Annotated in this window: 21 protein-coding genes and 1 other RNA gene; 6 read left to right on the top strand and 16 right to left on the bottom strand. The window is 56.1% G+C overall.

Annotation, left to right across the window (positions count from 1 at the left end):
• Nucleotides 1–126: 126 nt before the first annotated feature.
• On the top strand, nt 127–363 hold the full coding sequence (locus E0E17_RS15665; RefSeq protein ID WP_006118977.1) for a major outer membrane lipoprotein: 237 nt from the start codon (nt 127–129) through the stop codon (nt 361–363).
• Nucleotides 364–443: 80 nt separating this feature from the next.
• Here the strand turns inward: E0E17_RS15665 and E0E17_RS15660 are convergent, their stop codons facing one another.
• The 7 genes from E0E17_RS15660 to sufA form a co-directional block, all read right to left on the bottom strand.
• Nucleotides 444–1,487 carry a L,D-transpeptidase family protein gene (locus E0E17_RS15660; protein ID WP_130834929.1) on the bottom strand — a complete coding sequence of 348 codons (1,044 nt, stop codon included), beginning with the start codon at nt 1,485–1,487 and terminating at the stop codon, nt 444–446.
• Nucleotides 1,488–1,556: 69 nt separating this feature from the next.
• The gene (gene sufE, locus E0E17_RS15655) at nt 1,557–1,973 is read right to left on the bottom strand and encodes a cysteine desulfuration protein SufE (RefSeq protein WP_130834928.1); all 417 of its coding nucleotides are present in this window, start codon (nt 1,971–1,973) and stop codon (nt 1,557–1,559) included.
• 23 nt (nt 1,974–1,996) lie between these two features.
• Nucleotides 1,997–3,220, bottom strand: a complete 1,224-nt coding sequence (sufS, locus tag E0E17_RS15650; RefSeq protein WP_130834927.1) for a cysteine desulfurase SufS — start codon at nt 3,218–3,220, stop codon at nt 1,997–1,999.
• The gene (gene sufD / locus E0E17_RS15645) at nt 3,217–4,494 is read right to left on the bottom strand and encodes a Fe-S cluster assembly protein SufD (RefSeq protein WP_130834926.1); all 1,278 of its coding nucleotides are present in this window, start codon (nt 4,492–4,494) and stop codon (nt 3,217–3,219) included. Before sufD ends, sufS begins: the two co-directional genes overlap by 4 nt.
• Nucleotides 4,469–5,215 carry a Fe-S cluster assembly ATPase SufC gene (gene sufC, locus E0E17_RS15640; RefSeq protein ID WP_130834925.1) on the bottom strand — a complete coding sequence of 249 codons (747 nt, stop codon included), beginning with the start codon at nt 5,213–5,215 and terminating at the stop codon, nt 4,469–4,471. The genes sufD and sufC overlap by 26 nt, the downstream gene beginning before the upstream one ends.
• 44 nt (nt 5,216–5,259) lie before the next feature.
• The gene (gene sufB / locus E0E17_RS15635) at nt 5,260–6,753 is read right to left on the bottom strand and encodes a Fe-S cluster assembly protein SufB (protein WP_130834924.1); all 1,494 of its coding nucleotides are present in this window, start codon (nt 6,751–6,753) and stop codon (nt 5,260–5,262) included.
• Between the two features lie 7 nt (nt 6,754–6,760).
• The gene (gene sufA, locus E0E17_RS15630) at nt 6,761–7,135 is read right to left on the bottom strand and encodes a Fe-S cluster assembly scaffold SufA (protein WP_130834923.1); all 375 of its coding nucleotides are present in this window, start codon (nt 7,133–7,135) and stop codon (nt 6,761–6,763) included.
• Between the two features lie 387 nt (nt 7,136–7,522).
• Between sufA and E0E17_RS15625 the strand changes: the two genes are divergently transcribed.
• The gene (locus E0E17_RS15625; RefSeq protein WP_130834922.1) at nt 7,523–7,927 is read left to right on the top strand and encodes a hypothetical protein; all 405 of its coding nucleotides are present in this window, start codon (nt 7,523–7,525) and stop codon (nt 7,925–7,927) included.
• A gap of 34 nt (nt 7,928–7,961) precedes the next feature.
• On the opposite strand, the gene ydiJ is transcribed toward E0E17_RS15625, so the two are convergent.
• The gene (gene ydiJ / locus E0E17_RS15620; RefSeq protein WP_130834921.1) at nt 7,962–11,015 is read right to left on the bottom strand and encodes a D-2-hydroxyglutarate dehydrogenase YdiJ; all 3,054 of its coding nucleotides are present in this window, start codon (nt 11,013–11,015) and stop codon (nt 7,962–7,964) included.
• Between the two features lie 212 nt (nt 11,016–11,227).
• On the opposite strand from ydiJ, the gene ydiK reads away from it, so the two are divergent.
• Together ydiK and rprA are read left to right on the top strand one after the other, a co-directional pair.
• Entirely contained in the window at nt 11,228–12,346 is a 1,119-nt protein-coding gene (gene ydiK, locus E0E17_RS15615) for an AI-2E family transporter YdiK (RefSeq protein ID WP_130834920.1), read from the top strand.
• 260 nt (nt 12,347–12,606) lie between these two features.
• An RNA gene (rprA, locus tag E0E17_RS15610) (antisense sRNA RprA) lies at nt 12,607–12,716 on the top strand.
• Nucleotides 12,717–12,810: 94 nt separating this feature from the next.
• On the opposite strand, the gene ppsA is transcribed toward rprA, so the two are convergent.
• Nucleotides 12,811–15,204 carry a phosphoenolpyruvate synthase gene (gene ppsA, locus E0E17_RS15605; protein ID WP_130834919.1) on the bottom strand — a complete coding sequence of 798 codons (2,394 nt, stop codon included), beginning with the start codon at nt 15,202–15,204 and terminating at the stop codon, nt 12,811–12,813.
• Between the two features lie 447 nt (nt 15,205–15,651).
• On the opposite strand from ppsA, the gene ppsR reads away from it, so the two are divergent.
• Nucleotides 15,652–16,485, top strand: a complete 834-nt coding sequence (gene ppsR, locus E0E17_RS15600) for a posphoenolpyruvate synthetase regulatory kinase/phosphorylase PpsR (protein WP_130834918.1) — start codon at nt 15,652–15,654, stop codon at nt 16,483–16,485.
• A gap of 158 nt (nt 16,486–16,643) precedes the next feature.
• Nucleotides 16,644–17,690: a 3-deoxy-7-phosphoheptulonate synthase gene (locus E0E17_RS15595; RefSeq protein ID WP_130834917.1), complete on the top strand. Its 1,047-nt coding sequence runs from the start codon at nt 16,644–16,646 to the stop codon at nt 17,688–17,690.
• A gap of 7 nt (nt 17,691–17,697) precedes the next feature.
• Here E0E17_RS15595 and E0E17_RS15590 read toward each other — a convergent pair whose 3' ends face one another.
• The 7 genes from E0E17_RS15590 to pheT all read right to left on the bottom strand — a co-directional run bounded on the left by E0E17_RS15590 (nt 17,698) and on the right by pheT (nt 25,003).
• The gene (locus E0E17_RS15590; protein WP_130834916.1) at nt 17,698–19,137 is read right to left on the bottom strand and encodes a protein adenylyltransferase SelO; all 1,440 of its coding nucleotides are present in this window, start codon (nt 19,135–19,137) and stop codon (nt 17,698–17,700) included.
• A 134-nt stretch (nt 19,138–19,271) separates the two neighbouring features.
• The gene (locus E0E17_RS15585; protein WP_130834915.1) at nt 19,272–19,730 is read right to left on the bottom strand and encodes a C40 family peptidase; all 459 of its coding nucleotides are present in this window, start codon (nt 19,728–19,730) and stop codon (nt 19,272–19,274) included.
• A 78-nt stretch (nt 19,731–19,808) separates the two neighbouring features.
• Nucleotides 19,809–20,564 carry a vitamin B12 ABC transporter ATP-binding protein BtuD gene (gene btuD, locus E0E17_RS15580; RefSeq protein WP_130834914.1) on the bottom strand — a complete coding sequence of 252 codons (756 nt, stop codon included), beginning with the start codon at nt 20,562–20,564 and terminating at the stop codon, nt 19,809–19,811.
• Entirely contained in the window at nt 20,565–21,110 is a 546-nt protein-coding gene (locus E0E17_RS15575; RefSeq protein ID WP_130835583.1) for a glutathione peroxidase, read from the bottom strand.
• 35 nt (nt 21,111–21,145) lie between these two features.
• A complete protein-coding gene (btuC, locus tag E0E17_RS15570; protein WP_130834913.1) occupies nt 21,146–22,129 on the bottom strand; it encodes a vitamin B12 ABC transporter permease BtuC in 984 nt (327 codons plus the stop codon).
• A gap of 182 nt (nt 22,130–22,311) precedes the next feature.
• On the bottom strand, nt 22,312–22,611 hold the full coding sequence (gene ihfA, locus E0E17_RS15565) for an integration host factor subunit alpha (protein ID WP_078001505.1): 300 nt from the start codon (nt 22,609–22,611) through the stop codon (nt 22,312–22,314).
• A 4-nt stretch (nt 22,612–22,615) separates the two neighbouring features.
• Nucleotides 22,616–25,003 carry a phenylalanine--tRNA ligase subunit beta gene (pheT, locus tag E0E17_RS15560; RefSeq protein WP_130834912.1) on the bottom strand — a complete coding sequence of 796 codons (2,388 nt, stop codon included), beginning with the start codon at nt 25,001–25,003 and terminating at the stop codon, nt 22,616–22,618.
• Nucleotides 25,004–25,015: the final 12 nt, after the last annotated feature.

Raw genomic sequence — 25,015 nt, 5'->3', positions numbered from 1 at the left:
CTGCTTCTTTGAGCGAACAGGCAAAATTAAGCATCTTCTCATCAAAAATTTATTCTCAACCTAAAAAACTTTGTGTAATACTTGTAACGCTACATGGAGATTAACTCAATCTAGAGGGTATAAATAATGAATCGTACTAAACTGGTACTGGGCGCGGTAATCCTGGGTTCAACTCTGCTGGCTGGTTGCTCAAGCAACGCTAAAATCGACCAGCTGTCTTCAGACGTTCAGACTCTGAACGCTAAAGTTGACCAGCTGAGCAACGACGTGAACGCAGTGCGTTCTGACGTGCAGGCTGCTAAAGATGACGCAGCTCGTGCTAACCAGCGTCTGGACAACCAGGCTCACTCTTACCGTAAGTAAGAGTTCTGGTAGTAAAAATGGCGCCTTTATGGCGCCATTTTTTTTGCCTGAACCACGGCCCTGGCTGGTCCTGATTTATTTCAGGGTTCTGACGCATCACTGCCCAGCGCCTGTCCCAGCGTGAGCGGCATGTTGCCCTGCGCTTCCACGCTATTCTCTGGCTGCATTACTGCAGGAAGCGGCGTATCCTCCGCAACAGGCTCACCCTTACTCACCAGCACCGGCATGCCTGAGCGCCGCGCGAGGGCCGCTTTAATCAACGCACTGTCGCTCGCCTTGTGATTAATGAACTGCTTCATGCCTTTGCTGAGCGTAATCGGCATGGTTTGCGGATCGTCTTTCTCGCTCTGCGATAATGGCTGGTGCACCTCAATATAGCGTTTTCCATCAGGCTCTACCGCATACTTTACCGGTTGGTTAACGATCTGTACCCGGGTGCCTTTGGGAACGTGCTTAAACAGCGCCTCGATATCTTCCGGCCGCAGACGAATACAGCCGGAGCTGACGCGCATACCGATACCAAAATCGGCATTAGTGCCGTGGATAAGATACTGCCCCGTGCCGCGCGCCAGACGCAACGCAAACAGCCCCATCGGATTATCCGGTCCTGCCGGCACCACCGCTGGCAGCGTGACGCCCTCTTTCGCATAGCGTTTGCGGATATTGGTGGTCGGCGTCCAGGTGGGATTGGCGATCTTCTGGCTGATGGCGGTCACCATCACCGGCGTGGCGGCGCCTAACTGGCCGATACCGATTGGATAGACCACCACGCTGTCGCTTCCTTTCGGATAATAGTAAAGGCGTAGCTCCGCCAGATTCACCACGATGCCTTCCCGGGGCGTATCGGGCAGCAGCATCTGCTGCGGGATGGTCAGCTGTGTCCCCGCCTTCGGCAGCCAGGGATCGACGCCAGGATTAGCTTCCAGCATTCCCAGCAGACCAATCTTATAATGAGTGGCAATCGCCTCCAGCGGGCGATGGTCGTCTGGCACCACAGTCAGGGTGTTTTCGCCAATCAAACGGCTGTTCTCTGGCGGTAACGGATACTCCGTAGCAAGCGCAGGTGCAGAAAGTCCAAAGCAGGACAGCAGCAATGCACCGGCCAAACGTAAGGCTGGTTTCATGCGAGTTTCTCTTTGTGGGATAAAGACAAACACCTCGTTAGCGCAACGAGGTGTGTGTTGGAGTGTAACTTAGCTGAGGCTTTGAGCGTTAATGCGAATCGCGCGGATCATGGCTTCCAGACCCTGCGAACGCGAGGGCGTGAGGTGTTGTGTAAGCGCGAGTTGTTCAAACCAGTGACGCACATCCAGCGCCACAATTTCCGCAGCTGTCAGGCCCTGATAAAGGCAAAACACAACGGCAATCAAACCTTTAACAATGGCGGCATCGCTGTCGCCCTGAAAATGGATGGTCCCATCCGCCTGAGGTTGCATCCTGATCCAGACCTGACTCTGGCAGCCGGAAATGACGTTCTCAGGCTGGTATAAGCTTTCAGACAATTCCGGAAGTTTGCTACCCAGTTCAATAATGTACAGGTACTTCTCTTCCCAGTTGGCGCAACGGTTAAAGTTGCGCACCAGTTTCTCTTTTTCTGGCAAATTTGCCATCAGTTCCTCCCCGTGGTGCCTGCTCAACTTCCCAGCAGACGATGAATACGCGTCAGGCCAGCAGCCAGACGGTCCGCTTCTTCTTCGCTATTATAAAACGCAAAGGAGGCGCGGCACATCGCGGGTACGCCGTAATGTTGCATTAACGGCATAGCGCAGTGATGGCCGGTGCGGATGGCAATGCCATACTGATCGAGGAAGCTACCCACGTCATAGGCGTGATGTTTACCGAGGTTAAAGGCAATCACGCCGGTACGCCCTTGCGGGCCATAAATTTGCAGTTCCGGCACGGAGGCGAGTTTATCCATGGCGTAGCGCATCAGCACTTCTTCACGCTGCTGAATGGTTTCGATGCCCAGCGCGTTGACATAAGCCAGCGCGGCGCCAAGACCGATAATACCGCCGGTATTGGGCGTGCCCGCTTCAAAGCGCCACGGCGCTTTACCAAAGGTAGTGCCGGTGGGCAACACCACGGTATCAATCATCGAGCCGCCCCCTTCCCAGGGTGGCATCATCTCCAGCACCGCCTGACGACCATACAAGATCCCAATACCGGTCGGTCCATAAATCTTATGGCCGGAAAAGAGATAAAAGTCGCAGCCAATCGCCTGCACATCCACTTTATGGTGCATAACCGCCTGCGCGCCATCCACCAGCGTCACCACGCCTGCGGCTTTCGCCTGTGCCACGATCTCTTTCACCGGGTTAAGCGTACCCAGCACGTTAGAGACGTGGGTTACCGCCAGCAGACGCGTGCGGCTGTCAATCAGCGAGGGCAGCTGATCCAGCGCCAGCTCCCCTTCTGCGGTCAGAGCAAGGACGCGGATCTCCGCTCCGGTACGCTCCGCCACCATCTGCCAGGGCACGATGTTCGCATGATGCTCCATCGCGGTGATGATGATGTTATCGCCCGGCTGCAGCTGACTGCCGCCCCAGCTGTTAGCGACCAGGTTAATGCCTTCCGTAGTGCCCTTAACAAACACGATCTCTTCAGGCGATGCCGCATTCAGAAAACGTGCCGCCTGCTGGCGCACGTTTTCCATATCGGTGGTCGCCTGTGCGCTCAACGTATGAATGCCACGGTGCACGGCGGCGTAGCCGTGCTGGTAGAAGTGGCTTTCTGCGTTGATCACGGCCAGCGGACGCTGTGCGCTGGCCGCGCTGTCAAGGTAGGCCAGCGGATGTCCGTTGACCTCACGCTTCAGGATAGGAAAGTCCGCCCTGATGCGCTCGAGATCGAATGTCATGATGCTCCTCCGGGAAAACGGATAGCGATACGCTCAAGCACGGCCTGACGCAGTACGCTGTCTTCCAGCGCTTCCGTCAGTTCCGCCGCAAAGGCGTGGATGATCATACGCTGTGCCGCATCTTCGCTGATGCCGCGCGCGCGCAGATAGAACATTTGCTCTTCGTCGATACGCCCTACGGTAGCACCGTGGCTACACTTCACGTCATCGGCATAGATTTCCAGCTGCGGCTTGGTGTCCACCTCCGCCAGACGTCCCAGCAACAGGTTGTTGTTGGTCATCTGTCCGTCAGTTTTCAGCGCATGCTGCGCCACTTTGATCATACCGTTAAACACCGCACGTCCTTTGTCACGCACGATAGTTTTATGCAGCTGACGGCTCATACAGTGGCCTTTATTGTGCTCCAGGTAACTGCGCGTGTCGCATACTTCCTGATTCACCGGCAGCGCCAGGCTGTTAATCGACAGCATAGTGTTTTCGCCGTTCAGCTGGGCACTGGTGTTATGACGAGACAGGCCGGCACCCAGCAGGAAGCTGGTAGTCGTTACCTGAGCGTCACGGCCAATCACCACGTCGTTGTGCGCGAAGTGATAGCTTTTCGCACTTTCAAACGCCAGCTTGGTATGCGTCAGACGGGCGTTATCCGCCACCGTCATGGTGAAGCGAGCGCCGGTAAAGTGCGCGGCGTCGTTCAGGCTGACGTAATGCTCAATCACCTGCGCTTCTGCACTCTCTTCCAGCTGCAGATGGTGACGATGATGTACGGTATTCATAGCGGCGTCCTGGCCACTGGTGATATGCAGCAGATAGAGCGGACGCGTCGCCACTTTGCCGCGCGCCAGACGCAGGGTGGTCACCTCTTCCGCCAGACTCTCGGTCAGATGCAGAAATACTTCTGGCTGCACCGGCGCAGGCAGCGGACCGCGCTCTGCCGCCGCAACGTGCTGAATCTCGAACAGATCGTATTCACGCACGCTCAGCGCAGGCTGGAAACGGCCATCGACAAACACCAGACGTACCGCATCAAGCGGTAACGCCAGTGCATCAACCTGCTCAGCACTCAGCGTCTTCGGCTGCGGCAAAACAAACTGCTGCGCCAGCAGGGTATCCAGCGGTGTATATTTCCAGTTCTCCTGCTTGCGCGTCGGCAAGCCGAGACGCATCAGTTGCTGCCAGTGCTGCTGAGCCTGCAGTGAGCGAACCTCACCACGTGATTCAAACAGATGGTGCCACTGTTGCAGAGCGTTATCACTCTTCGTCGGTAAGCCAGCCATAGCCTTGCTCCTCCAGCTGTTTCACCAGCGTAAAGTCGCCAGATTTCACGATTTTGCCCTGCGAAAGCACATGCACATAGTCTGGCTTGATGTAATCCAGAATACGCTGATAGTGAGTCACAATAATAAAGGCGCGTTTACCGTCGCGCAGGCTGTTCACGCCGTTGGCAACGATTTTCAGCGCATCAATATCCAGACCGGAGTCGGTCTCATCCAGAATGCAGAGTTCCGGCTCCAGCGCCGCCATCTGCAGGATATCGTTACGTTTCTTCTCACCACCGGAGAAGCCGACGTTCACTGAACGGGTCAGCAAATCTTCCGGCATTTTCAGCAGTTGAATTTTCTCTTCAATGAAATCCTGAAAATCGAAGCGATCCAGCTCCTCCTGCTCACGATATTTACGCACCGCATTAACAGCGGTCTGCAGGAAGAACTGGTTACTGACGCCCGGGATCTCAACCGGATACTGGAACGCCATAAAGATGCCTTCGCCTGCGCGCTCTTCCGGTGCCAGTTCCAGCAGATCTTTTCCTTTGAACTCTACTGAGCCGCCGGTAATTTCATAATCTTCACGACCAGCCAGCGTTGCTGACAGCGTACTTTTGCCCGATCCGTTCGGTCCCATAATGGCGTGCACTTCACCCGGCTTCACCTCAAGGTTCAGTCCGCGCAAAATTGCTTTGTCTTCAACGCTAACCTGTAAATCTTTAATGCTTAACATACTTTTTCCTTCACATTGCTGTACGGCAACGCGTCTCAGGGCCATCAGCCCACGCTGTGTTCAAGGCTGATCGCCAACAATTTTTGTGCTTCTACCGCAAATTCCAGCGGCAGTTCAGAGAAAACGTCTTTACAGAAGCCATTCACAATCATCGAAATCGCATCTTCTTCGCTGATGCCGCGCTGCAGGCAATAGAACAGTTGATCTTCACCGATACGGGAAGTGGTCGCTTCGTGCTCCAGCTGCGCCGTATTATTGCGCGTCTCTACGTAAGGGAAAGTATGAGCACCGCACTCCGCGCCTATCAGCATTGAGTCACACTGGGTGAAGTTTCGTGCGTTGGTGGCGGTAGGCATAATTTTCACCAGGCCACGGTAGGTGTTCTGGCTTTTACCCGCAGAGATCCCTTTCGAGATAATGGTCGATTTGGTGTTTTTACCAATGTGGATCATTTTGGTGCCAGTATCCGCCTGCTGGCGGCCGCTGGTCAGCGCCACGGAGTAGAACTCACCAATGGAGTTGTCACCGCGCAGGATGCAGCTCGGGTATTTCCAGGTGATGGCAGAACCGGTCTCGGACTGAGTCCAGGACATCTTACTGTTCTCGCCTTCACAAAGCGCACGCTTGGTCACGAAGTTCAGAATACCGCCTTCGCCTTCGCCGCCAGGGAACCAGTTTTGCACCGTAGAGTATTTCACTTCCGCGTTTTTGTGGATGATGACCTCAACCACGGCCGCGTGCAGCTGATAGCTGTCACGTACCGGCGCGGAGCAGCCCTCAATGTAGCTGACGTAGCTGTCTTCATCCGCCACCAGGATGGTGCGCTCAAACTGACCGGTTTTTGCCGCATTGATACGGAAATAGGTCGAGAGCTCCATCGGGCAACGCACCCCTTTCGGGATGTAAACAAAGGTGCCGTCTGAGGCAACCGCAGAATTCAGCGCGGCAAAGAAGTTATCATTGTGTGGCACCACGGTACCCAGATACTTTTTCACCAGTTCAGGATGTTCCTGAATCGCCTCGCCAAACGAACAGAAGATGATGCCCTGTTCGGCCAGTTTATGACTATAGGTGGTGGCGACGGAAACGGAGTCAAAAATGGCGTCTACCGCTACCTCTTTGCCCTCACGTACCGGCACGCCCAGCTGATTAAAGGCGTTTTCCACTTCCTGCGTCAGGTAATTGCTCGCCGGCTCGCTGCCGGAAGCCTGCATGGCGCCCGGTTCAGACGCGCAGGTATCATCGCAATGACCGCAGGACGGTGCGGAATAGTAGCTGTAATCCTGATAGTCGAGCTTGTCGTAATGGGCCTTCAACCAGTGCGGCTCTTCCATCTCCAGCCACGCATGATAGGCTTTCAGACGAAACTCCAGCATCCACTCTGGCTCGTTACGTTTTGCCGAAATGGCGCGCACCACATCTTCACTAATGCCGTGTGCCAGCTCATCGGTTTGCAGTTGGGTAAAGAAGCCCTCTTTATAATTGAGCTTGCTTTCCCACATTTGTACATCGTCAGATGCTTCGCTGTGTCGTGACATATTTCACTTACTCGACGCCAAAGCTTTCACCGCACCCGCAGGCGTGTTGAGCTTTAGGGTTATTGAATTTAAAAATCTGGTTCAGGCCTTCACGCACGAAATCCACTTCGGTGCCGTCAATAAACGGCATCGCCTGGAGGGGCACAAACAGGGTTGCGCCGTGCTGCGTAAACTGCAGATCGTCACTGTCAGGCGTTTTCACCAGATCCATAACATAACCAAAACCTGCACAGCCGGACTGTTTTACACTCAGGCGCAGTCCTTTAACTTCAGGATCCTGTGCAGCCAGCGTGTGAATCTGTTTAGCGGCGGTTTCGGTCAGCGTCAGCCCCTTCCAGACGAATTCATCGGGAGAAAAGGTGGCTGGATTAACAGATGCCATTTTGATACCTCATAAGTCTGAACCTTTTCAGGCTATCCCCCTATGGTAGTGATATCGGGTATCACTTCAACCTCTTGTTTTGCAGGGATAATCATCTTGTGCTGTTTTAATCGCTACTTTATTAAGCATAGCCCCTCTGCCCGACTTTGCGGACAGCTGAAGTCGGGGGGAGTAATTTGCGTAACTTACTCAATTTGCGCAGAAAAAAATTCTGCCGCTTTTACATTATCAGCCTATTGATAGGTTACGCCTTTTTGCAATGTAACAGGATTGTTATTACCGATTTTATTAACAGGCAAGGTAAATCGACAAATTTCTGACGTAACGTTGCATATTTAAAGCGGATGTATATGATAATAATTATCATTACCTGTTTAAGGTGGCGCTATGACGCACTCTGTTTCCGCCTGGCTGCAACATAAAATCGACGATTATCACCATCTCCTGCGTGATATGACCATCGACTTCTGGCTGGCGCAGACCAGGCTGAACCGTGCTGATTGTACGCTCGCTAACCTGCGCACCTTTAATGATGCCTGCCTGGCGATGGCGGAAATCTGCCAGCGCAACGGTGACGATCAAAGCTACCTGCATGCGCTGGGCCAGCTCTGTCATCGCCTGGTGCAGGAGATGGGCAACGGCGAACGGGAGCGGCTTTTCCGTATTCAGGCGTATCAGCTGGCGCGTCCTTCTCTGGCCCGCCTGTGTCAGCAGCTGACATTAGCGGGCGAATGGGAGAAGGCCGAAACCCTGCAGCGCGACTTTATACGTCACGCCGGCTGGATATTTTAATCCAGTTATGACGTGACGTCGCCTGAAATTCGTCTTACATCATTTCCAGTAGTGCCTGCAGCGGATGACGGATGCCATTTCCCTCAATGCGCTTTACCTGGCTGCGACAGGAGTAACCCGTCGCCAGACAGCGCTGACGCGGCAGCTTCTGCAGCTGCGGATGCCAGGAGAGCGTATAAATCCCGAGTGAATTCTCCAGGTTACGGCTTTCGTGACCATAACTGCCCGCCATCCCGCAGCAGCCCACATTGATATTTTCCAGCTTCGCGCCGAAACGGGCAAAAATATCCTGCCACTGATTCGGTGTCGCGGGCAGCGCGGTGACTTCGGTACAGTGCGCGAACAGATACCAGGACTCGCCGCTGAGCGGCTGGGCCTCACGTCCGGCAAGCGCCTGTTGCAGCCACTCATGCACCAGCTGCACATGAAATTCGCCGCGTTTTTCCCCCAGCACCTGACGATACTCATCGCGATAGCAGAGCACCGTGGCCGGATCGACCCCCACCATCGGGATGCCGAGCTGCGCCACGCGATTTAAAAAGGCGGAGGTTTTACTGGCGGTGCGGGCAAAACGCTGCAGGAAACCTTTCACATGTTGCGCTTTTCCGTTTGGCGAAAAAGGCAGCAGCACCGGGCGTAAGCCGAGTTTCTCAATCAGCTTCACCAGATCATTCACCAGTTGCGCTTCGTAATAGCTGGTAAAGGGATCCTGCACCACCAGCACAGTGTCAGCGCGCTGCGCTCTGTCCATCGCTTCCAGCTGCTCCAGCGTCAGGCTCATGGCAGGATGCCCCGCCAGCTGCTGCTTCAGCGAGGGAGAAGAGAGCAGCGGCAGGTCAACCATGCCGATATGCTTTTTGCTCAGCTCGCGCATCCAGGGCTGCTTCAGGAAAAAGTTGAAGACCTTCGGCGCCTGCGCCATTAACGGGGCATAGTTCTCTACTGCGGATACCAGATGATCGCTCACCGGACGCAGATAACGCGTATGGTAGAGCTGGAGAAAACGCGCGCGGAAATTGGGCACATCGATCTTAATCGGGCACTGGGTAGAGCACGCCTTACAGGCCAGACAGCCCGCCATCGCCTCTTTCACTTCATGGGAAAAGTCGTACTCTCCCTTTTTCGCGTGCCAGCTGTTGCGCGTACGGGCAATAAAGGTGCGCATGCTCAGGCGTTTTTCCGGCAGCTCTCTTTCCAGCGTCAGCGGATCCACCCCTTGCTCCGCCAGCAGACGTAACCATTCACGCGTCAGGGTGGCCCGTCCTTTCGGTGAATGAATGCGATCGCGGGTGATTTTCATCGACGGGCACATGGGGCTGCGCGCATCAAAATTGAAGCACAGGCCGTTACCGTTACACTCCATGGCACCGCGCCACTCGTTGCGTACCGTCAGCGGAATCTGGCGATCCCAGCTGCCGCGTTTCACCGCATCGACCTGCATCATCGGCTCGTTACTGCCTGCCGGGGTACAGATTTTGCCCGGGTTCAGACGGTTGTCGGGATCGAAAGCCGCTTTGATCAGTCGCAGCTCATGAAACAGCGTCTCGCCAAAGAAGGCCGGGCTGTATTGCGCGCGGAAGCCTTTACCATGTTCGCCCCACAGCAACCCGCCATAGCGCGCCGTCAGGGCAACCACTTCATCGGAGATCTGCTTCATCAGCATCTCCTGTTGCGGATCGCACATATCCAGCGCCGGGCGTACATGCAGCACCCCGGCATCAACGTGACCAAACATGCCGTAGCTCAGGCCATGGCTGTCCAGCAGCGTACGGAACTCCACGATATAGTCCGCCAGGTTTTCCGGCGGCACGGCGGTATCTTCTACAAAGGGAATCGGTTTCGCCTGTCCTTTTGCATTGCCCAGCAACCCTACCGCTTTTTTACGCATATTGTAGATACGCTCAATACCAGCCGCATCCTGACAGAGCTGATAGCCAATCACGCCGCCTTGCTGTGCAGCCATCAGCCCTTCCAGGCGTTCACACAGCGCCGTCACCTGGCGATCAATCAGCGCGCTGTCATCACCGGCAAACTCAACGATATTCAGCCCCAGCATGGTTTTATCCGGCACATCGGTGATGTATTCACGCACCGAGTGCCAGACAATATCTTCCCGCGCCAGATTCAGCACTTTGGAGTCAACGGTTTCGACCGACAGCGCCTGCGCTTCTACCATCAGCGGCGCATTACGCAGTGCCGAGTCGAACGAATCATATTTGATGTTCACCAGGCGACGCACTTTCGGCAGCGGAGTAATATTGAGGCGCGCCTCACTGATAAACGCCAGGGTGCCTTCCGCGCCGCACAGCAGGCGCGTCAGGTCAAAGGTCTGCATATCGTCGCTGAAAACGTGGCGCAGATCGTAGCCGGTGAGAAAGCGATTGAGTCTGGGGAATTTTTCCAGAATCAGCGCGCGCTGCTCCCGGCAGCGTTCGATAACCGTGCGATAAATGCGCCCTTCCGGCGTCTGCTCTTGCGCCAGATGTTCCGCCAGCGCGGTGGGCATTGGCCGGGTATCTAAAATCTCACCGCCCAGCAGCACCGCACGCAGGCCGAGCACATGGTCAGAAGTTTTGCCATACACCAGCGAGCCCTGGCCGGACGCGTCGGTATTGATCATCCCACCCAGGGTAGCGCGGTTGCTGGTGGAAAGCTCCGGCGAGAAGAAGTAACCATAAGGTTTCAGCCAGGCATTCAGCTGATCTTTCACCACGCCCGCCTCAACCCGGACCCAGCCCTGTTCCGGGTTGATCTCAAGGATGCGGTTCATATAACGCGACATGTCCACCACAATGCCCTGGTTCAGCGATTGTCCATTGGTGCCGGTGCCGCCGCCGCGGGGGGTAAAAACCAGGCTGGCGAAACGCGCTTCGCCAGCCAGCCGGGCGATCAGCGCCACATCCGCCGTCGAGCGCGGAAAAAGAACAGCATCGGGCAACAGCTGATAGATGCTGTTGTCGGTGGACATGAGAAGACGATCGGCGTAACTGGTGGCGCTGTCGCCGCTAAAGCCTTGATCTTTGAGCGCCTGCAGGAATGTCAGCACCTGTTGAACAAGGCCCGGTGCCTGGGAAATCTGTGGGATCATTATTCGGTGACCGAGATGTTGGAAACGTTTGCGTCTGTCTGTTTTTATGAATCTCTTCTTTTATCACATTTTTAACCTGCCCGCTGTTTTTTCCGGAACAGGGCAATATCCGCTGCTTTTTCCTCTGTCTTAACAGCCGGAAATACCTCATCATGAGGCTGGGCCTGTGATGCTCATACCGTAAAGGAACCAATCGAGGTCGACAATTTTCTATGAAAACCCTGTATCAAGGTAAGGACTTACCGCAAATACTGTTCACCCTGATGTTCATCCTGCTGATGATCGTGGCCTGTCTCTGGGTGGTGCAGCCTTTTATTCTCGGATTCGCCTGGGCCAGCATGGTGGTCATCGCCACCTGGCCGCTGATGTTAACGCTGCAGCGCTGGCTGTGGGGTCGCCGCTCGCTGGCGGTGATTGTCATGACCTTTATCCTGTTGCTGCTGTTTATTATTCCGGTCGCGCTGCTGGTTAACAGCCTGATTGATAACAGCGCCCCGGTGATCGCCTGGGTCACCTCAGGCCATTTTCAGTTTCCTGCACTCACCTGGCTGAGCGATCTGCCGATGGTGGGCGATACCTTGTATACCAGCTATCAGAAAATGGTGGCGGGCGGCGGTGCGGCGCTGGTGGCTAAGCTGCAGCCTTATGCGGGACGCACTACCGGCTTTTTCGTGGCGCAGGCGGGACATTTTGGCCGTTTTATGCTGCACCTTGGCCTGATGCTGCTGTTCAGCGTGCTGCTCTACTGGCGAGGTGAACAGGTGGCGCAGGGGATACGCCACTTCGCCTGGCGTATGTCGGGCCGCCGCGGCGATGCCGCCGTGCTGCTGGCGGGTCAGGCGATCCGCGCCGTGGCGTTAGGCGTGGTGGTGACGGCACTGGTGCAGGGCGTGCTGGGCGGTATCGGGCTGGCTCTTTCCGGCATTCCTTACGCCACCCTGCTCACGGTACTGATGATTCTGTTCTGTCTGGTGCAGCTCGGCCCACTGCCGGTGCTGATCCCGGCCATTATCTGGCTCTACTGGAGCGGCGATACCACCTGGGGCACAATACTGCTGGTCTGGAGCTGCGTGGTAGGTACGCTGGATAACGTGCTGCGGCCGGTGCTGATCCGTATGGGCGCCGACCTGCCGATGATTTTGATTCTCTCCGGGGTGATCGGCGGCCTGGTGGCGTTTGGCATGATTGGGCTGTTTATCGGCCCGGTCGTGCTGGCGGTTTCCTATCGTCTGGTTTCGGTCTGGATGCACGAAGCCCCGGCCCCGGAAGCCAGTCCGCAAGCGGCGGTGGAAGCACTGGCCAACCATGAAGATGATAAAATATCATCATAAAAAGCGCTGATTGATTAAGGCGGCTAACCCCGGTTAGCCGCTTTTTTTTTCAGCGGACCAGGTTACGACATTTTTTGATTAGTTATTTTTAAGATAAAAGCCACTTTTCTGCCCTTACTCCTCCATTTCCGCATGGAATGATTATTTTGTGCACTGAATCTGGCCGGAAACCTGCCGAAGAGAGTGACAAAATATAACTGGATTTAAACTAATAAGAGGATTCTTAAAGACGGCAGAGGGTCGGGTGAATAACATGAGTCATATGTTTGAAATCAAACTCCTGATTTTTAAACAACCTTTTTCCCCTGAGTAAAGTGAAGAATTGCTGTGTGTAGTCTTTGCCCATCCCCTGTGATGGGCTTTTTTTTGCCTGCAGAAAACCAGAAAGGCCAGAAAATCTGGCCTTTAATAGAAAATAGCGGTGCGTTCCGCCTAATCGCAACGGAACGCAGACTTAAGCGCGGTTAATGCGCCTCTCTACTGGAGTTGAGTTCTGACAGACTCAGCCAGGTCTCTACGACGGTATCCGGGTTGAGTGATAAGCTGTCGATGCCCTCTTCCATCAGCCAGGCAGCGAAGTCCTGATGATCGGAAGGCCCCTGACCACAGATGCCGACATATTTACCCTGCTTTTTCGCGGCCGTAATCGCCATCGAAAGCAGCGCTTTTACCGCATCGTTGCGCTCATCAAACAGCTGGGACACCACGCCGGAATCGCGATCCAGTCCCAGCGCCAGCTGCGTCATATCATTGGAGCCGATAGAGAAGCCGTCAAAGTGCTCAAGGAAAGCCTCAGCAAGCAGCGCATTCGACGGAATTTCACACATCATGATCACTTTCAGGCCATTTTCGCCCCGTTTCAGTCCCTGACGCGCCAGCTCTTCAATCACCGCTTCAGCCTGGGCAACGGTACGCACAAAGGGGATCATGATCTCAACGTTGGTCAGACCCATCTCGTTACGCACGCGTTTTACCGCCTCACACTCGAGGGCAAAGCAGTCACGGAAATTGTCCGCCACATAGCGACCGGCGCCACGGAAGCCGAGCATCGGGTTTTCCTCTTCCGGCTCGTAGCGTTCGCCACCCACCAGGTTAGCGTATTCGTTGGTTTTAAAATCGGACAACCGGACGATAACGCGTTTTGGCGCAAACGCCGCCCCCAGCGTGGCAATGCCCTCGGTCAGACGACCAATATAAAACTCCACCGGATCGTCAAAGCCGCGCATCATTTCCCGAATCTGCTGCTGCAGTTCGGCAGGCTGCTGCTCAAACTCCAGCAGCGCTTTTGGATGCACGCCAATCATGCGGTTAATAATAAACTCGAGGCGTGCCAGCCCTACGCCATCGTTCGGCAAACGGGCAAAGTCGAAGGCGCGATCAGGGTTGCCGATATTCATCATGATTTTCAGCGGCAGCTTCGGCATCTCATCCACCTGCGAGCTGATCACTTCAAAGTCGAGCAGATTATCATACACATAACCGGTATCGCCTTCGGCGCAGGAGACGGTCACCTTACGGCCATCCTGCAACCGATCCGTCGCATCGCCACAGCCGACGACTGCCGGAATGCCCAGTTCACGGGCAATAATCGCGGCGTGGCAGGTACGTCCGCCACGGTTAGTGACAATCGCCGCCGCTTTTTTCATGATCGGCTCCCAGTCGGGGTCGGTCATATCGGTTACCAGCACATCTCCTTTCTGGATGCGGTTCATTTCGCTGATATCGTGAATAACTTTGACTTCACCCGAGCCGATACGATGACCAATGGCGCGCCCTTCCACCAGCACCGTGCCCTGGCCCTGCAGGTTGTAACGCTCCATCACCTGTCCGCTGGAGCGTACCGTTTCCGGACGCGCCTGGACGATAAACAGTTTGCCGGTGTGCCCATCTTTCGCCCACTCAATGTCCATGGGGCGCTGATAATGTTGTTCAATCAGCACCGCCTGGCGCGCCAGCGCCTGCACTTCATCCTCGGTCAGACTGAAGCGGTCACGCTCTTGCTGCGCCACATCTTCAATTTTGACCTGCTCGCCGTGCGCCTGAGAATCGGCATATACCATGCGCACTTTTTTCGAACCCATGGTACGGCGCACGATCGCCGGGCGATCGGCAGCCAGCGTCGGCTTGTGCACATAGAATTCGTCGGGGTTCACTGCCCCCTGCACTACCATCTCCCCCAGACCATAGGCGGCGGTAATAAACACCACCTGGTCGAAGCCCGATTCGGTATCAATGGTAAACATCACCCCGGCAGAGGCGAGATCGGAGCGCACCATGCGCTGGATGCCCGCCGACAAGGCGACGCCACGGTGGTCATAGCCCTGATGCACACGGTAGGAGATGGCGCGATCGTTAAACAGCGAGGCATAAACATGTTTCACCGCGGTCATCACGGCATCGATGCCCTGCACATTAAGGAAGGTTTCCTGCTGACCGGCAAAAGAGGCATCCGGCATATCTTCGGCAGTGGCCGATGATCGTACCGCAAAGGAGGCTTCGGCATCGTCAGCCGAAAGCTGATCGTAGGCTTCGTGAATAGCGGCTTCCAGCTCAGGCTGGAACGGCGTCTCGACGATCCACTGACGGATTTGCTTACCCGCCTTCGCTAATTCATCAACATCATCAATATCGGTCTTATCCAACAGATCATAGATGCGCTGGTTCAGCCCGCTTTGATCGAGAAACTGATTAAAAGCATAAGATGTCGTCGCATAACCGTTGGGTACAGCCACACCCAGCGAAGACAAATTGGTAATCATTTCACCCAGAGAGGCGTTTTTCCCTCCGACCCGATCAACATCATGCATACCAAGCTGGTTATACCAGAGCACTAGCGGCTGTTCGCCATTATTGGACATTGAGCTTATCCTTTTACAATAAGTGGGGGCACATGGATCAAACTGCTATTTGCAAAATCAGCCTGGCACAGAGGTCAAATAAAGACTAAGGGTTGAATCGTTAAAGCAAAACAAATTCAGATTAATACCCGCTGCGCTGTGTGTTGCGCAAACAGCGAAATAAACAGTAAGCTGTTGCTGTCTATAAAACTTTTAGCATTTCAGAAGGTAAGCGCCACCCATGCGTTGCGCAACAAGATGCCAGCTTTTTATTCTTTTATCCTGTACATCGCAGTAAAAATAAAAAAAGAAACACGATTTCATTTGTTATCTTTATTAGCAGAACCGTCGCAGCAAAAAAAATAAAATATTCAAAAGCCGTTAATATGGATTTTTCATTTTATTATGCCGCCGCGTTTTCACTGGAATTTTATTCCTGTTATGCCAATGCTGACCACGGGAGTCATTATGAATATGGCAACAGAAAGAAGTGTCTTTTACATCTCCGACGGCACCGCCATTACCGCCGAAGTGCTGGGTCATGCCGTGCTGTCGCAATTTCCTGTGAATACCAACAGCGTGACCTTACCTTTTGTGGAAAATGTGCAGCGCGCACAGGCGGTAAAAGCGCAGATCAATGCCCTGTATCAGAAAAGCGGCGTCAGGCCGCTGGTGTTTTTCTCGATAGTGACGCCGGAAGTGCGGGAAATCATTCTGCAGAGCGAGGGGTTTTGTCAGGATATTGTCCAGGCGCTGGTGGCGCCGCTGCAACAGGAGCTCGGCCTGTCTCCGTTGCCGGTGGCGCATCGCACCCATGGGCTGACGGCCAGTAATCTCGGCAAATATGATGCGCGTATTGCCGCTATTGATTACACCCTGGCGCATGACGATGGCATTTCATTGCGCGGACTGGATGAGGCGCAGGTGATTTTGCTGGGGGTCTCGCGCTGCGGCAAAACGCCAACCAGTCTCTATCTCGCCATGCAGTTTGGTATCCGCGCCGCTAACTATCCTTTTATTGCCGATGATATGGATAACCTCAAGCTGCCGCCTGCCCTGAAGCCGCATCAGCATAAGCTGTTTGGCCTGACTATCGATCCTGAGCGGCTGGCGGCGATTCGTCAGGAGCGCGCGGAAAATACCCGCTACGCCTCGCTGCGCCAGTGCCGGATGGAAGTGGGTGAAGTGGAGGCGCTGTTCCGTACCCATCAAATCCGTTATCTCAACAGTACTAACTATTCGGTGGAAGAGATCGCCACGAAAATCCTCGATATTATGGGTCTGACGCGTCGCATGTACTAGTTTCCCTGCGCGGCAGCGGTCAGTTATGTAAAGGCTGGCTGCCGCGCCGGTTTCGCTATTTGTGTGCAATCGCTTGAATCCGCGGGCTAATGGTTTATTGTGACCAGCATCACTTCCCGGTATTTCACCGTCGTGAAGAACAGACCTTAGAGAAAGTAATGAACAAAACTGACGAACTGCGCACTGCGCGTATTGGCAGCCTGGTGACTCCGGCCATGCTTGCGCAACAGTATCCCCTTACCCCGGCCATCGCGGCGAATATTACTGCCGCCCGCCAGCGTATTGCCCGAATCCTGAGCGGCGAAGATAAGCGCCTGCTGGTGATCGTCGGCCCCTGCTCGCTGCACGATCCGCAGGCAGCGCTGGAGTATGCACAACGCCTCGCTGTGCTGCGCGAACGTTATCAGGATCAGCTGGAGATTGTGATGCGCGCCTATTTCGAGAAGCCGCGTACCGTGGTGGGCTGGAAGGGACTGATTTCCGATCCCGATCTTGATGGCAGCTTTGATGTGAATCGCGGCATCGGCATCGCCCGCCAGCTGCTGCTGGATATCAATGCGCTGGGCATGCCTACTGCGACTGAATTTCTTGATATGGTGATCGGCCAGTTTATCGCTGACCTGATCAGTTGGGGCGCAATTGGCGCACGCACCACTGAAAGCCAGATCCACCGTGAAATGGCTTCCGCGCTCTCCTGCCCGGTGGGCTTTAAAAACGGCACCGACGGTAACGTCCGTATTGCGGTGGATGCGATCCGCGCGGCGCGCGTCAGTCATATGTTCCTTTCTCCCGATAAAGACGGGCAGATGACCATTTATCAGACCAGCGGCAATCCCCATGGTCATGTGATCCTGCGCGGCGGCAAGCAGCCTAACTATCATCCACAGGATATCGAGGCCGCTACCGCCCAGCTGCGCGAGTTTAATTTGCCGGAGCAGCTGGTGATCGACTTCAGTCACGGCAACTGCCTGAAGCAGCATCGTCGCCAGCGTGACGTGGCTGAGGCGGTGGCGCAGCAGATTCGCGACGGTTCCACGGCGGTTGCCGGCGTGATGATCGAAAGCTTTCTCGAGGAAGGTAATCAGAAAGTGGTGAGCGGCCAGCCGCTGGTGTATGGCCAGTCGATCACCGATCCCTGCCTGGGCTGGGAAGAGAGTGCCAGGGTGCTGGCGCTGCTGGCAGAGGCGGTCGCGACCCGCCTCTGAGGATTTGTCAGCTGGAGCAGCTGACCTCCAGCGTTTTCCCCCAGTCCGGCGGACGACGGGGAAATTCCTCCCACGCCGGATTGTCTGAGTAAGGATGTTGCAGGGCCTGATGCAGGCGCTGCAACAACGCCGTTTCCCCCCGCTCCGCCTCTTCAATCACCTGTTGCGCCAGATAATTACGCAGCACCACCGCCGGGTTCGCCGCCTTCATTACCCGCTGCCGCTCCTCATCCGTGCGCTCTTCCTGCAACAGCCGCTGACGATAGCGCTGATACCAGCCGTCAAACGCTTCGCGGTCAATAAACTCGTCGCGCAACGCTGAGCGGCTCTCCTGCTGCTGCGTGTTGCTCAACAGGCGGAAAGTGCGCGTATAGTCGCTGCGCTCCTGCGCCATCAGCGCCAGCAGATCGCTCAGGATGGCGTTATCCTGCTCATCGGCAGTCAGCAGCCCGAGCCGGGCGCGCATCCGCTCGCCCCAGAGGCGCATCAGCTCCGGCTCATATTCACCCAGTCCCTGCTTCAGCTGTTCCGTGGTCAGCAGGCCAGAGAGCGCGTGGGCCAGGCGGTTGAGATTCCACAGGCCGATGGTGGGCTGATTATTGAAGGCATAACGCCCCTGATAGTCGCTGTGATTGCAGATAAAATCGGGTTGATAATCATCCAGGAAGCCGTAGGGGCCGTAATCCATGGTCAGGCCGAGGATCGACATATTGTCGGTGTTCATTACACCATGGGCAAAGCCGAGACTCTGCCAGAGGGCGATCAGGCGGGCGGTGCGTTTTACAATATCGCTGAACCACAGCAGATAGCGATCCGCCTGCGATGCCAGTTCAGGCCAGTGATGATGAATGGCATAGTCCGCCAGCTGCTGCACTTTTTCCGGCTGACCGCTGTAAAAAAAGTGCTCAAAGTGACCAAAGCGCAGATGGCTCTGCGCAATACGCATCAGCATAGCACCACGCTCGGTGGTTTCACGCCGCACCGGTTCGTCGCTGATGGCGATGCTCAGCGCGCGCGTGGTGGGGATCCCCAGATGATGCATCGCTTCCGAGGCGAGAAATTCACGCACCGTTGAGCGGATTACCGCACGGCCATCGCCCATTCGCGAATAAGGGGTCAGACCCGCACCTTTCAGGTGCCAGTCCAGCTTGTCTCCGCCCGGCAGCTGCTGTTCGCCCAGCAGGATGCCACGTCCGTCGCCCAGTTGCCCTGCCCAGACGCCAAACTGATGACCGCTGTAGACCTGCGCCAGCGGCTGCATGCCGGGCAGCAGATCCTCGCCATACCAGACGCCATGCCCGTCTCCGGCAAACAGTGACGCGTCCAGCGCCATCTCCGCAGCCAGCGGCGCGTTGTGATAGAGCAGGCGCCCGCCCTCAAGGGGCGTGGGCTTCAGGGCGGTATAGGTGCCCGCCAGTTCGTGGTACCAGGTATTATTGAATTGCATTCGCGCCTCCCGAGACTCTCAAAGTTGCGCCCGGCGGCACAACCCGTTTGTCCGGTTACAGATTGATTATCTCACCAGTGTAATGCCCACAGCGACATTTAGACAGGAAAGCGGCGTGATGGACCGGGAGAGGATCAGATACGGCGCGCCTGCCAGAAGGCTTTGCGCCAGTAGCTGTTGTTGAGTGAAGAGCGGATCACACCCTGGCTGGTAGACGCGTGGATAAAGGCGTTATCGCTGTCGTAAATGCCGACATGCAGGCCATTCTCTCCCCGACCGGTTTTAAAAAACACCAGATCGCCTGGCAACAGATCATCTTTATCGATACGCGTGCCGATATCACTCTGCGCACGGGTGGTACGCGGCAGTTGCAGATCAAATTTATCGCGGAAGGTAAGAAAAACGAAGCCGGAACAGTCTACGCCGCTGCGCCCCAGGCCGCCATAGCGATAAGGAGTGCCGCGCCACTGGCTGAGCTGATCGTTGAGTTGTGCCAGCACGGTAATGGAATCAGACAGCCTGCCGTTGGGTGGTGGGGTATGATGACTGCAGCCCGCCAGCAACAGTATGACGATCAGTAATCCAATCCGCATGACAGATATTTCCTGGATGTGACGTAACTGGCGCTACTTTAACGGGAAATTATCCCTGGTGGCAAGTGGCCCCGGGGCTTAACGCAACACCATTAACTGGGGACGGCCATCCAGCTCTGCCTGGCGGAACGCGATCTGATACAGCGGCGCCAGCTGCTCCGGGGTAAGCACGGTGCTGGCCGCACCCTGCGCCACCACTGCGCCCTGATGCAACAGCCAGACGCGTTGCGCATGTTGCAGGCTGTGATTGAGATCGTGCCCGCTGGTCACCACTGTAATGCCTGCCGCACAGAGGCGCGCGATCTGATCGTCCACCGCTTTCTGCTGGGCGATATCCAGTGCCGTCATCGGCTCATCCAGCAGTAACAGCTTTCCCCGGGGATTGATGGCGGGATCGATCTGCAGCATCACCGCCGCCAGACGTACCCGCTGCCACTCCCCGCCGGAGAGCTGCGTCAGCCGACGCTGCAGTTTATCGCTCAGCTGCAGCGCGGCCAGCAGTGCGCTTAACGCGTCATCAATGCCGCTGCGATCTGGCACGCGTGGCAGATGCAGGCGTAAATAGTGAAAAACCGGCATCTCGCTGAGCGGCATCTGCTGCTGCGGCAGCCAGGCGCGTGCCAGCGCCAGCGCCGGACCCTGCCAGTGCGCTAACGGCCGCTGCAGAAACTCGATGACGCCCTGCGCCGGCAGCAGTCCTGCCAGCAGCGCCAGCAGAGTGCTTTTTCCCGCACCATTCGGCCCCACCAGGTGCAACAGCTGCCCGGAGGGCAGCGCCGCAGAAAAAGGTGCCAGCCGTCCGGGGACGGCGGCATCCTTAAGCGTCATCAACATCTATTTTGCCAGCGCCTGCTCAATACTTTGTGCAATCAGCGTATCATCCGGCGACATATCGGGCGAGAAGCGCTGTATCACGTTGCCTTCACGATCGATCAGAAACTTTTCAAAGTTCCACAGTATGTCGCCTGGCTGTTGCGGCGCCCGCCCTTTGCTGATCATCCGCTCGCGGAAGCCGCTTCCCTCTGGCGCAACGGCTTCCGGGCGGGCAGCGATCAACTGTGCGTATAACGGATGACGGTGCGGGCCGTTCACATCGGTCTTGCTGAACATCGGGAACGTGACGCCCCAGGTAGTACTGCAGTAGATTTTGATCTCCTGGTTACTGCCGGGCTCCTGTTCCAGGAACTGATTACAGGGAAAGCCCAGCACGCTGAAACCACGCGCCTGCCAGGTTTTATGCAGGTTTTCCAGCTGGCCATATTGCGGAGTCAGGCCACATTTTGATGCCACGTTCACTACCAGCAGTACCTGCCCCTGCCATTGGGCCAGGGTCGTTTTTTCGCCATCCAGCGTTTCCAGCTCAGTTTGAAAAATGCTCATCATTCACCTGTCTCGGTTAGAAGCGCCAGCCGCAGCTAGCGTGGGGATTTCAGTAACAGCATGATAAACAGCGGCGCGCCCAGCGTGGCCGTGACCACGCCAATGGGCAACTCCGCTGAGGTCAGCACCAGGCGGGCCAGGATATCCGCCCCCAGCAGTACCAGCGCTCCCGCCAGCGCCGAGGCGGGCAGCAGGTAGCGGTGATCGTTCAGGCCGCTCAGGCGCAGCAGATGGGGGATCACCAGGCCGACAAAGCCGATGGCGCCCGCCAGCGCCACGCTGACGCCCACCAGCCAGCCCATCGCCAGTACCAGCAGGTTACGCCAGAATAACAGAGGCAGCCCCAGCTGACGTGCAGAGGTTTCCCCCAGCGCCAGCAGGTTAAGTACTCGTGCGGTCGCCATCAGCGCCAGCGTCACTGGCAGCAATCCCAGCATCATCCAGCCGTAACGCCAGTCGATGCCGCTGAAACCGCCCATCAGCCAGTACATCAGCTGGCGCAGATCCAGGGCCGAGCTGAAATAGACCGCCCAGGTCATAATGGCGCTGCAGATAATGCCCAGCGCCACGCCGGTTAACAGCAGGCGGCTGACGGAGAGCTGGCGGTGCGCAAAATGCAGCAGGATCAGGGTGATCAGCAGTGCCCCCGCCATCGCCGCCAGGCTCAGGCTCCAGAGCGAACCGCTGCCAAGCATCACGCCCAGCACCAGGCCGATCCCCGCCCCATTGGATACCCCCAACAGGCCAGGCTCCGCCAGTGGATTGGTAAACAACGCCTGCATCACCACGCCGCATACTGCCAGCGCTGCGCCTACCAGCATCACCGCCAGCGTACGCGGCAGGCGCAGTTGCCAGACAAACAGATCGCCTGCAGGGGTGAACCAGCGATGCGGCGCAATCCAGCTGTCACCGGCGCACAGGCTGAGTATAAACAGTAATACTAACCCGAGGCTCAGACGAATCAGCCAGCGCTGGCTACGGCGGTCGGTTTGATGGGCAAGCTGATCCAGCAAGGTCATGGCAGGAAACACGGCTGAGAAAACAGAGATTTGATTGTAGTGAGATTGCGGGAAAAAGAAAGATCGGGATAACCGGAGCCTCAGACGCAGGCGGGTGCGAATCGTCGCCAGACCTGCCGCTGGCAGGCCAGCAACAGCGATAAAAAAGGCCGCTGAAGCGGCCTTTTGTACACTGAAATGAGTCAGTCGTTTTTCGGTGAAGCGTTTTCTACGCGGCTTTTTAACTTCTGTCCGGGACGGAAGGTCACCACGCGACGAGCAGTAATCGGGATATCTTCCCCCGTTTTCGGATTCCGACCAGGACGTTGGTTCTTATCGCGCAGGTCGAAATTACCAAATCCAGACAGTTTGACCTGTTCACCATTTTCCAAAGCGCGGCGGACCTCTTCAAAAAACAGTTCTACCAGCTCTTTTGCATCACGTTTGCTCAGCCCGAGCTTTTCAAACAGGTACTCTGACATTTCAGCTTTTGTAAGCGCCATAGGTTCAATCCCTCAAGGTTGCCTGGAATCGCTCTTTTAATGCCGCAACGCATCTGGCAACGGTTGCAGCAATCTCCTCTTCTTCGAGTGTCCGGCTGGTATCCTGCAAAATCAGGCTAATCGCGAGGCTCTTATAACCCTCGTTTACACCCTTACCACGGTACACGTCAAACAAGTTTACGCCAACTATCTGATTTACGCCAACTTTCTTACACTCTGCAATAATATCTGCTGCGGGTACATTTTCCGGCACCACAACGGCGATATCACGACGGTTTGCCGGGAAGCGTGAAATCTCGCGCGCATCAGGCAGGACGCGGTCTGCGACCTTATTCCAAAGCAGTTCAAAGACTAAGGTGCGTCCGTTGAGATCCAGCTTACGTTCCAGTTCCGGATGAACCACCCCGATAAATCCGATTCGTTCATCTTTCAGGTAAATCGCCGCACTTTGACCCGGATGTAACGCCGGATTGGCTTCGGCGCGGAAGCGGATATCGTCAAGCTTACCGGTGAGTTCCAGTACCGATTCCAAATCACCTTTTAAATCATAGAAGTCTACCGTATGGCGCGCCAGATCCCAGTGCTCTTCGTCACGGTTACCGCTTATCACCCCTGCCAGCATAAGATCCTGACGGATACCTAAATCCGCTTGTGTATCCGGTACAAAGCGCAGACCGCTTTCAAACAGACGCACGCGGCTCTGCTGACGGTTCTGGTTATAGACCACCGCACTCAGCAGGCCGCTCCAGAGCGACAGACGCATCGCCGACATTTCGCTGGAGATAGGGCTCGGCAGAATCAGCGCCTTTTCGCCCGGATGCAGCAGCGACTGCACTTTAGGATCGACAAAGCTGTAGGTAATCGCTTCCTGATAGCCTTTATCTACCAGCAGCGTTTTCACGCGTTTCAGCGACAGCGAGGCTTCACGATGAGAGGTCATGACCAGACCCGCCTGCACCGGCACATTGGGAATGTTGTTGTAACCGTAAACGCGGGCCACTTCTTCGATCAGATCTTCTTCGATAGTCATATCGAAGCGCCAGCTGGGGGCGACCGCTTGCCATTCGCCATTGCCCGCCGTGACTTCACAGCCCAGACGCTGCAGAATATCGGTGACCTGCTCGTCGCCAATCACATGACCAATCAGGCGGTCCAGCTTCTCGCGACGCAGTGTAATGGTCGCACGGGCCGGCAGCGTCTCACTGTGCGTCTGGTCGATCACCGGACCAGCTTCACCCCCGCAAATCTCCAGCAACAGCTGGGTCGCGCGTTCCAGCGCCTTGTGCTGCAGTGCCGGATCGACACCACGCTCGTAGCGGTGAGAAGCATCGGTATGCAGGCCGTGGCGGCGTGCGCGCCCGGTAATCGCCAGCGGATCGAAATAAGCGCACTCAAACAGGATGTTTTGCGTCTCTTCATTCACGCCAGAGTGTTCGCCGCCAAAGATACCGCCCATCGCCAGTGCCTTATGGTGATCGGCAATCACTAAGGTGTCGCTGCTCAGCGTCGCTTCGCTGCCATCCAGCAGGGTCAGGGTTTCTCCCTCTTCTGCCATCCGCACCACGATGCCGCCGTCAATGCGGTTGAGATCGAAGGCGTGCATCGGCTGACCCAGCTCCAGCAGGACATAGTTGGTGATATCCACCACCGGATCGATAGAGCGAATACCGCAGCGGCGCAGTTTCTCTTTCATCCACAGCGGCGTGGCCGCTTTCACATTAATTCCTTTAACCACGCGTCCCAGATAGCGTGGGCAGGCGGCAGGCGCATCGATACGAATCGGGAAGGTCTCATTCAGCGTGGCCGCCACCGGGGTGATTTCCGGCTGGGTCAACGGCAAACCGTTCACCACCGCAACGTCACGGGCGATACCGATGATGCCCAGACAATCGGCGCGGTTCGGGGTGACGCTGATTTCAATGGTGTTGTCGTCCAGCTGCAGATAGTCGCGAAGATCGCGGCCAATGGGCGCATCGGCTGGCAGTTCGATAATACCGTTGTGATCGTCAGTAATACCCAGCTCGGAGAAGGAGCAGAGCATCCCTTCTGATGGCTCGCCGCGCAGTTTTGCTGCTTTGATTTTAAAGTCGCCCGGCAGTACCGCGCCCACGGTCGCCACGGCCACTTTCAGGCCCTGACGGCAGTTGGGTGCGCCGCACACGATGTCCAGCAGACGATCGCCGCCAACATTCACTTTGGTGACGCGTAGTTTATCGGCGTTCGGGTGCTGGCCGCACTCTACCACTTCACCAACCACCACGCCGTGGAACGCGCCGGCAACCGGCTCGACGCCGTCCACTTCCAGGCCTGCCATGGTAATTTGTTCAGCCAGCGCAGCGCTGTCCAGGGCTGGATTTACCCATTCGCGTAACCAGAGTTCACTGAATTTCATTGGATAACCTGC

The sequence above is a fragment of the [Erwinia] mediterraneensis genome, assembly GCF_900604315.1.
GTDB classification, from domain to species: Bacteria; Pseudomonadota; Gammaproteobacteria; order Enterobacterales; family Enterobacteriaceae; genus Pantoea; species Pantoea mediterraneensis_A.
The sequence above is the reverse complement of the archived record's forward strand: the minus strand, read 5'-3'. Positions and strand labels throughout refer to the sequence as shown.

Excerpts from the sequence above, each read along its gene's own strand:
- sufB (WP_130834924.1), bottom strand. The coding sequence starts at position 6,753 with ATGTCACGACACAGCGAAGCATCTGACGATGTACAAATGTGGGAAAGC.
- E0E17_RS15625 (WP_130834922.1), top strand. The coding sequence starts at position 7,523 with ATGACGCACTCTGTTTCCGCCTGGCTGCAACATAAAATCGACGATTAT.
- btuD (WP_130834914.1), bottom strand. The coding sequence starts at position 20,564 with ATGTTGATGACGCTTAAGGATGCCGCCGTCCCCGGACGGCTGGCACCT.
- ppsR (WP_130834918.1), top strand. The coding sequence starts at position 15,652 with ATGAATATGGCAACAGAAAGAAGTGTCTTTTACATCTCCGACGGCACC.
- sufD (WP_130834926.1), bottom strand. The coding sequence starts at position 4,494 with ATGGCTGGCTTACCGACGAAGAGTGATAACGCTCTGCAACAGTGGCAC.
- E0E17_RS15665 (WP_006118977.1), top strand. The coding sequence starts at position 127 with ATGAATCGTACTAAACTGGTACTGGGCGCGGTAATCCTGGGTTCAACT.
- E0E17_RS15585 (WP_130834915.1), bottom strand. The coding sequence starts at position 19,730 with ATGCGGATTGGATTACTGATCGTCATACTGTTGCTGGCGGGCTGCAGT.
- sufC (WP_130834925.1), bottom strand. The coding sequence starts at position 5,215 with ATGTTAAGCATTAAAGATTTACAGGTTAGCGTTGAAGACAAAGCAATT.
- E0E17_RS15660 (WP_130834929.1), bottom strand. The coding sequence starts at position 1,487 with ATGAAACCAGCCTTACGTTTGGCCGGTGCATTGCTGCTGTCCTGCTTT.
- ydiJ (WP_130834921.1), bottom strand. The coding sequence starts at position 11,015 with ATGATCCCACAGATTTCCCAGGCACCGGGCCTTGTTCAACAGGTGCTG.
- E0E17_RS15595 (WP_130834917.1), top strand. The coding sequence starts at position 16,644 with ATGAACAAAACTGACGAACTGCGCACTGCGCGTATTGGCAGCCTGGTG.
- ydiK (WP_130834920.1), top strand. The coding sequence starts at position 11,228 with ATGAAAACCCTGTATCAAGGTAAGGACTTACCGCAAATACTGTTCACC.
- sufE (WP_130834928.1), bottom strand. The coding sequence starts at position 1,973 with ATGGCAAATTTGCCAGAAAAAGAGAAACTGGTGCGCAACTTTAACCGT.
- E0E17_RS15575 (WP_130835583.1), bottom strand. The coding sequence starts at position 21,110 with ATGAGCATTTTTCAAACTGAGCTGGAAACGCTGGATGGCGAAAAAACG.
- ppsA (WP_130834919.1), bottom strand. The coding sequence starts at position 15,204 with ATGTCCAATAATGGCGAACAGCCGCTAGTGCTCTGGTATAACCAGCTT.
- ihfA (WP_078001505.1), bottom strand. The coding sequence starts at position 22,611 with ATGGCGCTTACAAAAGCTGAAATGTCAGAGTACCTGTTTGAAAAGCTC.
- E0E17_RS15590 (WP_130834916.1), bottom strand. The coding sequence starts at position 19,137 with ATGCAATTCAATAATACCTGGTACCACGAACTGGCGGGCACCTATACC.
- btuC (WP_130834913.1), bottom strand. The coding sequence starts at position 22,129 with ATGACCTTGCTGGATCAGCTTGCCCATCAAACCGACCGCCGTAGCCAG.
- sufS (WP_130834927.1), bottom strand. The coding sequence starts at position 3,220 with ATGACATTCGATCTCGAGCGCATCAGGGCGGACTTTCCTATCCTGAAG.
- sufA (WP_130834923.1), bottom strand. The coding sequence starts at position 7,135 with ATGGCATCTGTTAATCCAGCCACCTTTTCTCCCGATGAATTCGTCTGG.
- pheT (WP_130834912.1), bottom strand. The coding sequence starts at position 25,003 with ATGAAATTCAGTGAACTCTGGTTACGCGAATGGGTAAATCCAGCCCTG.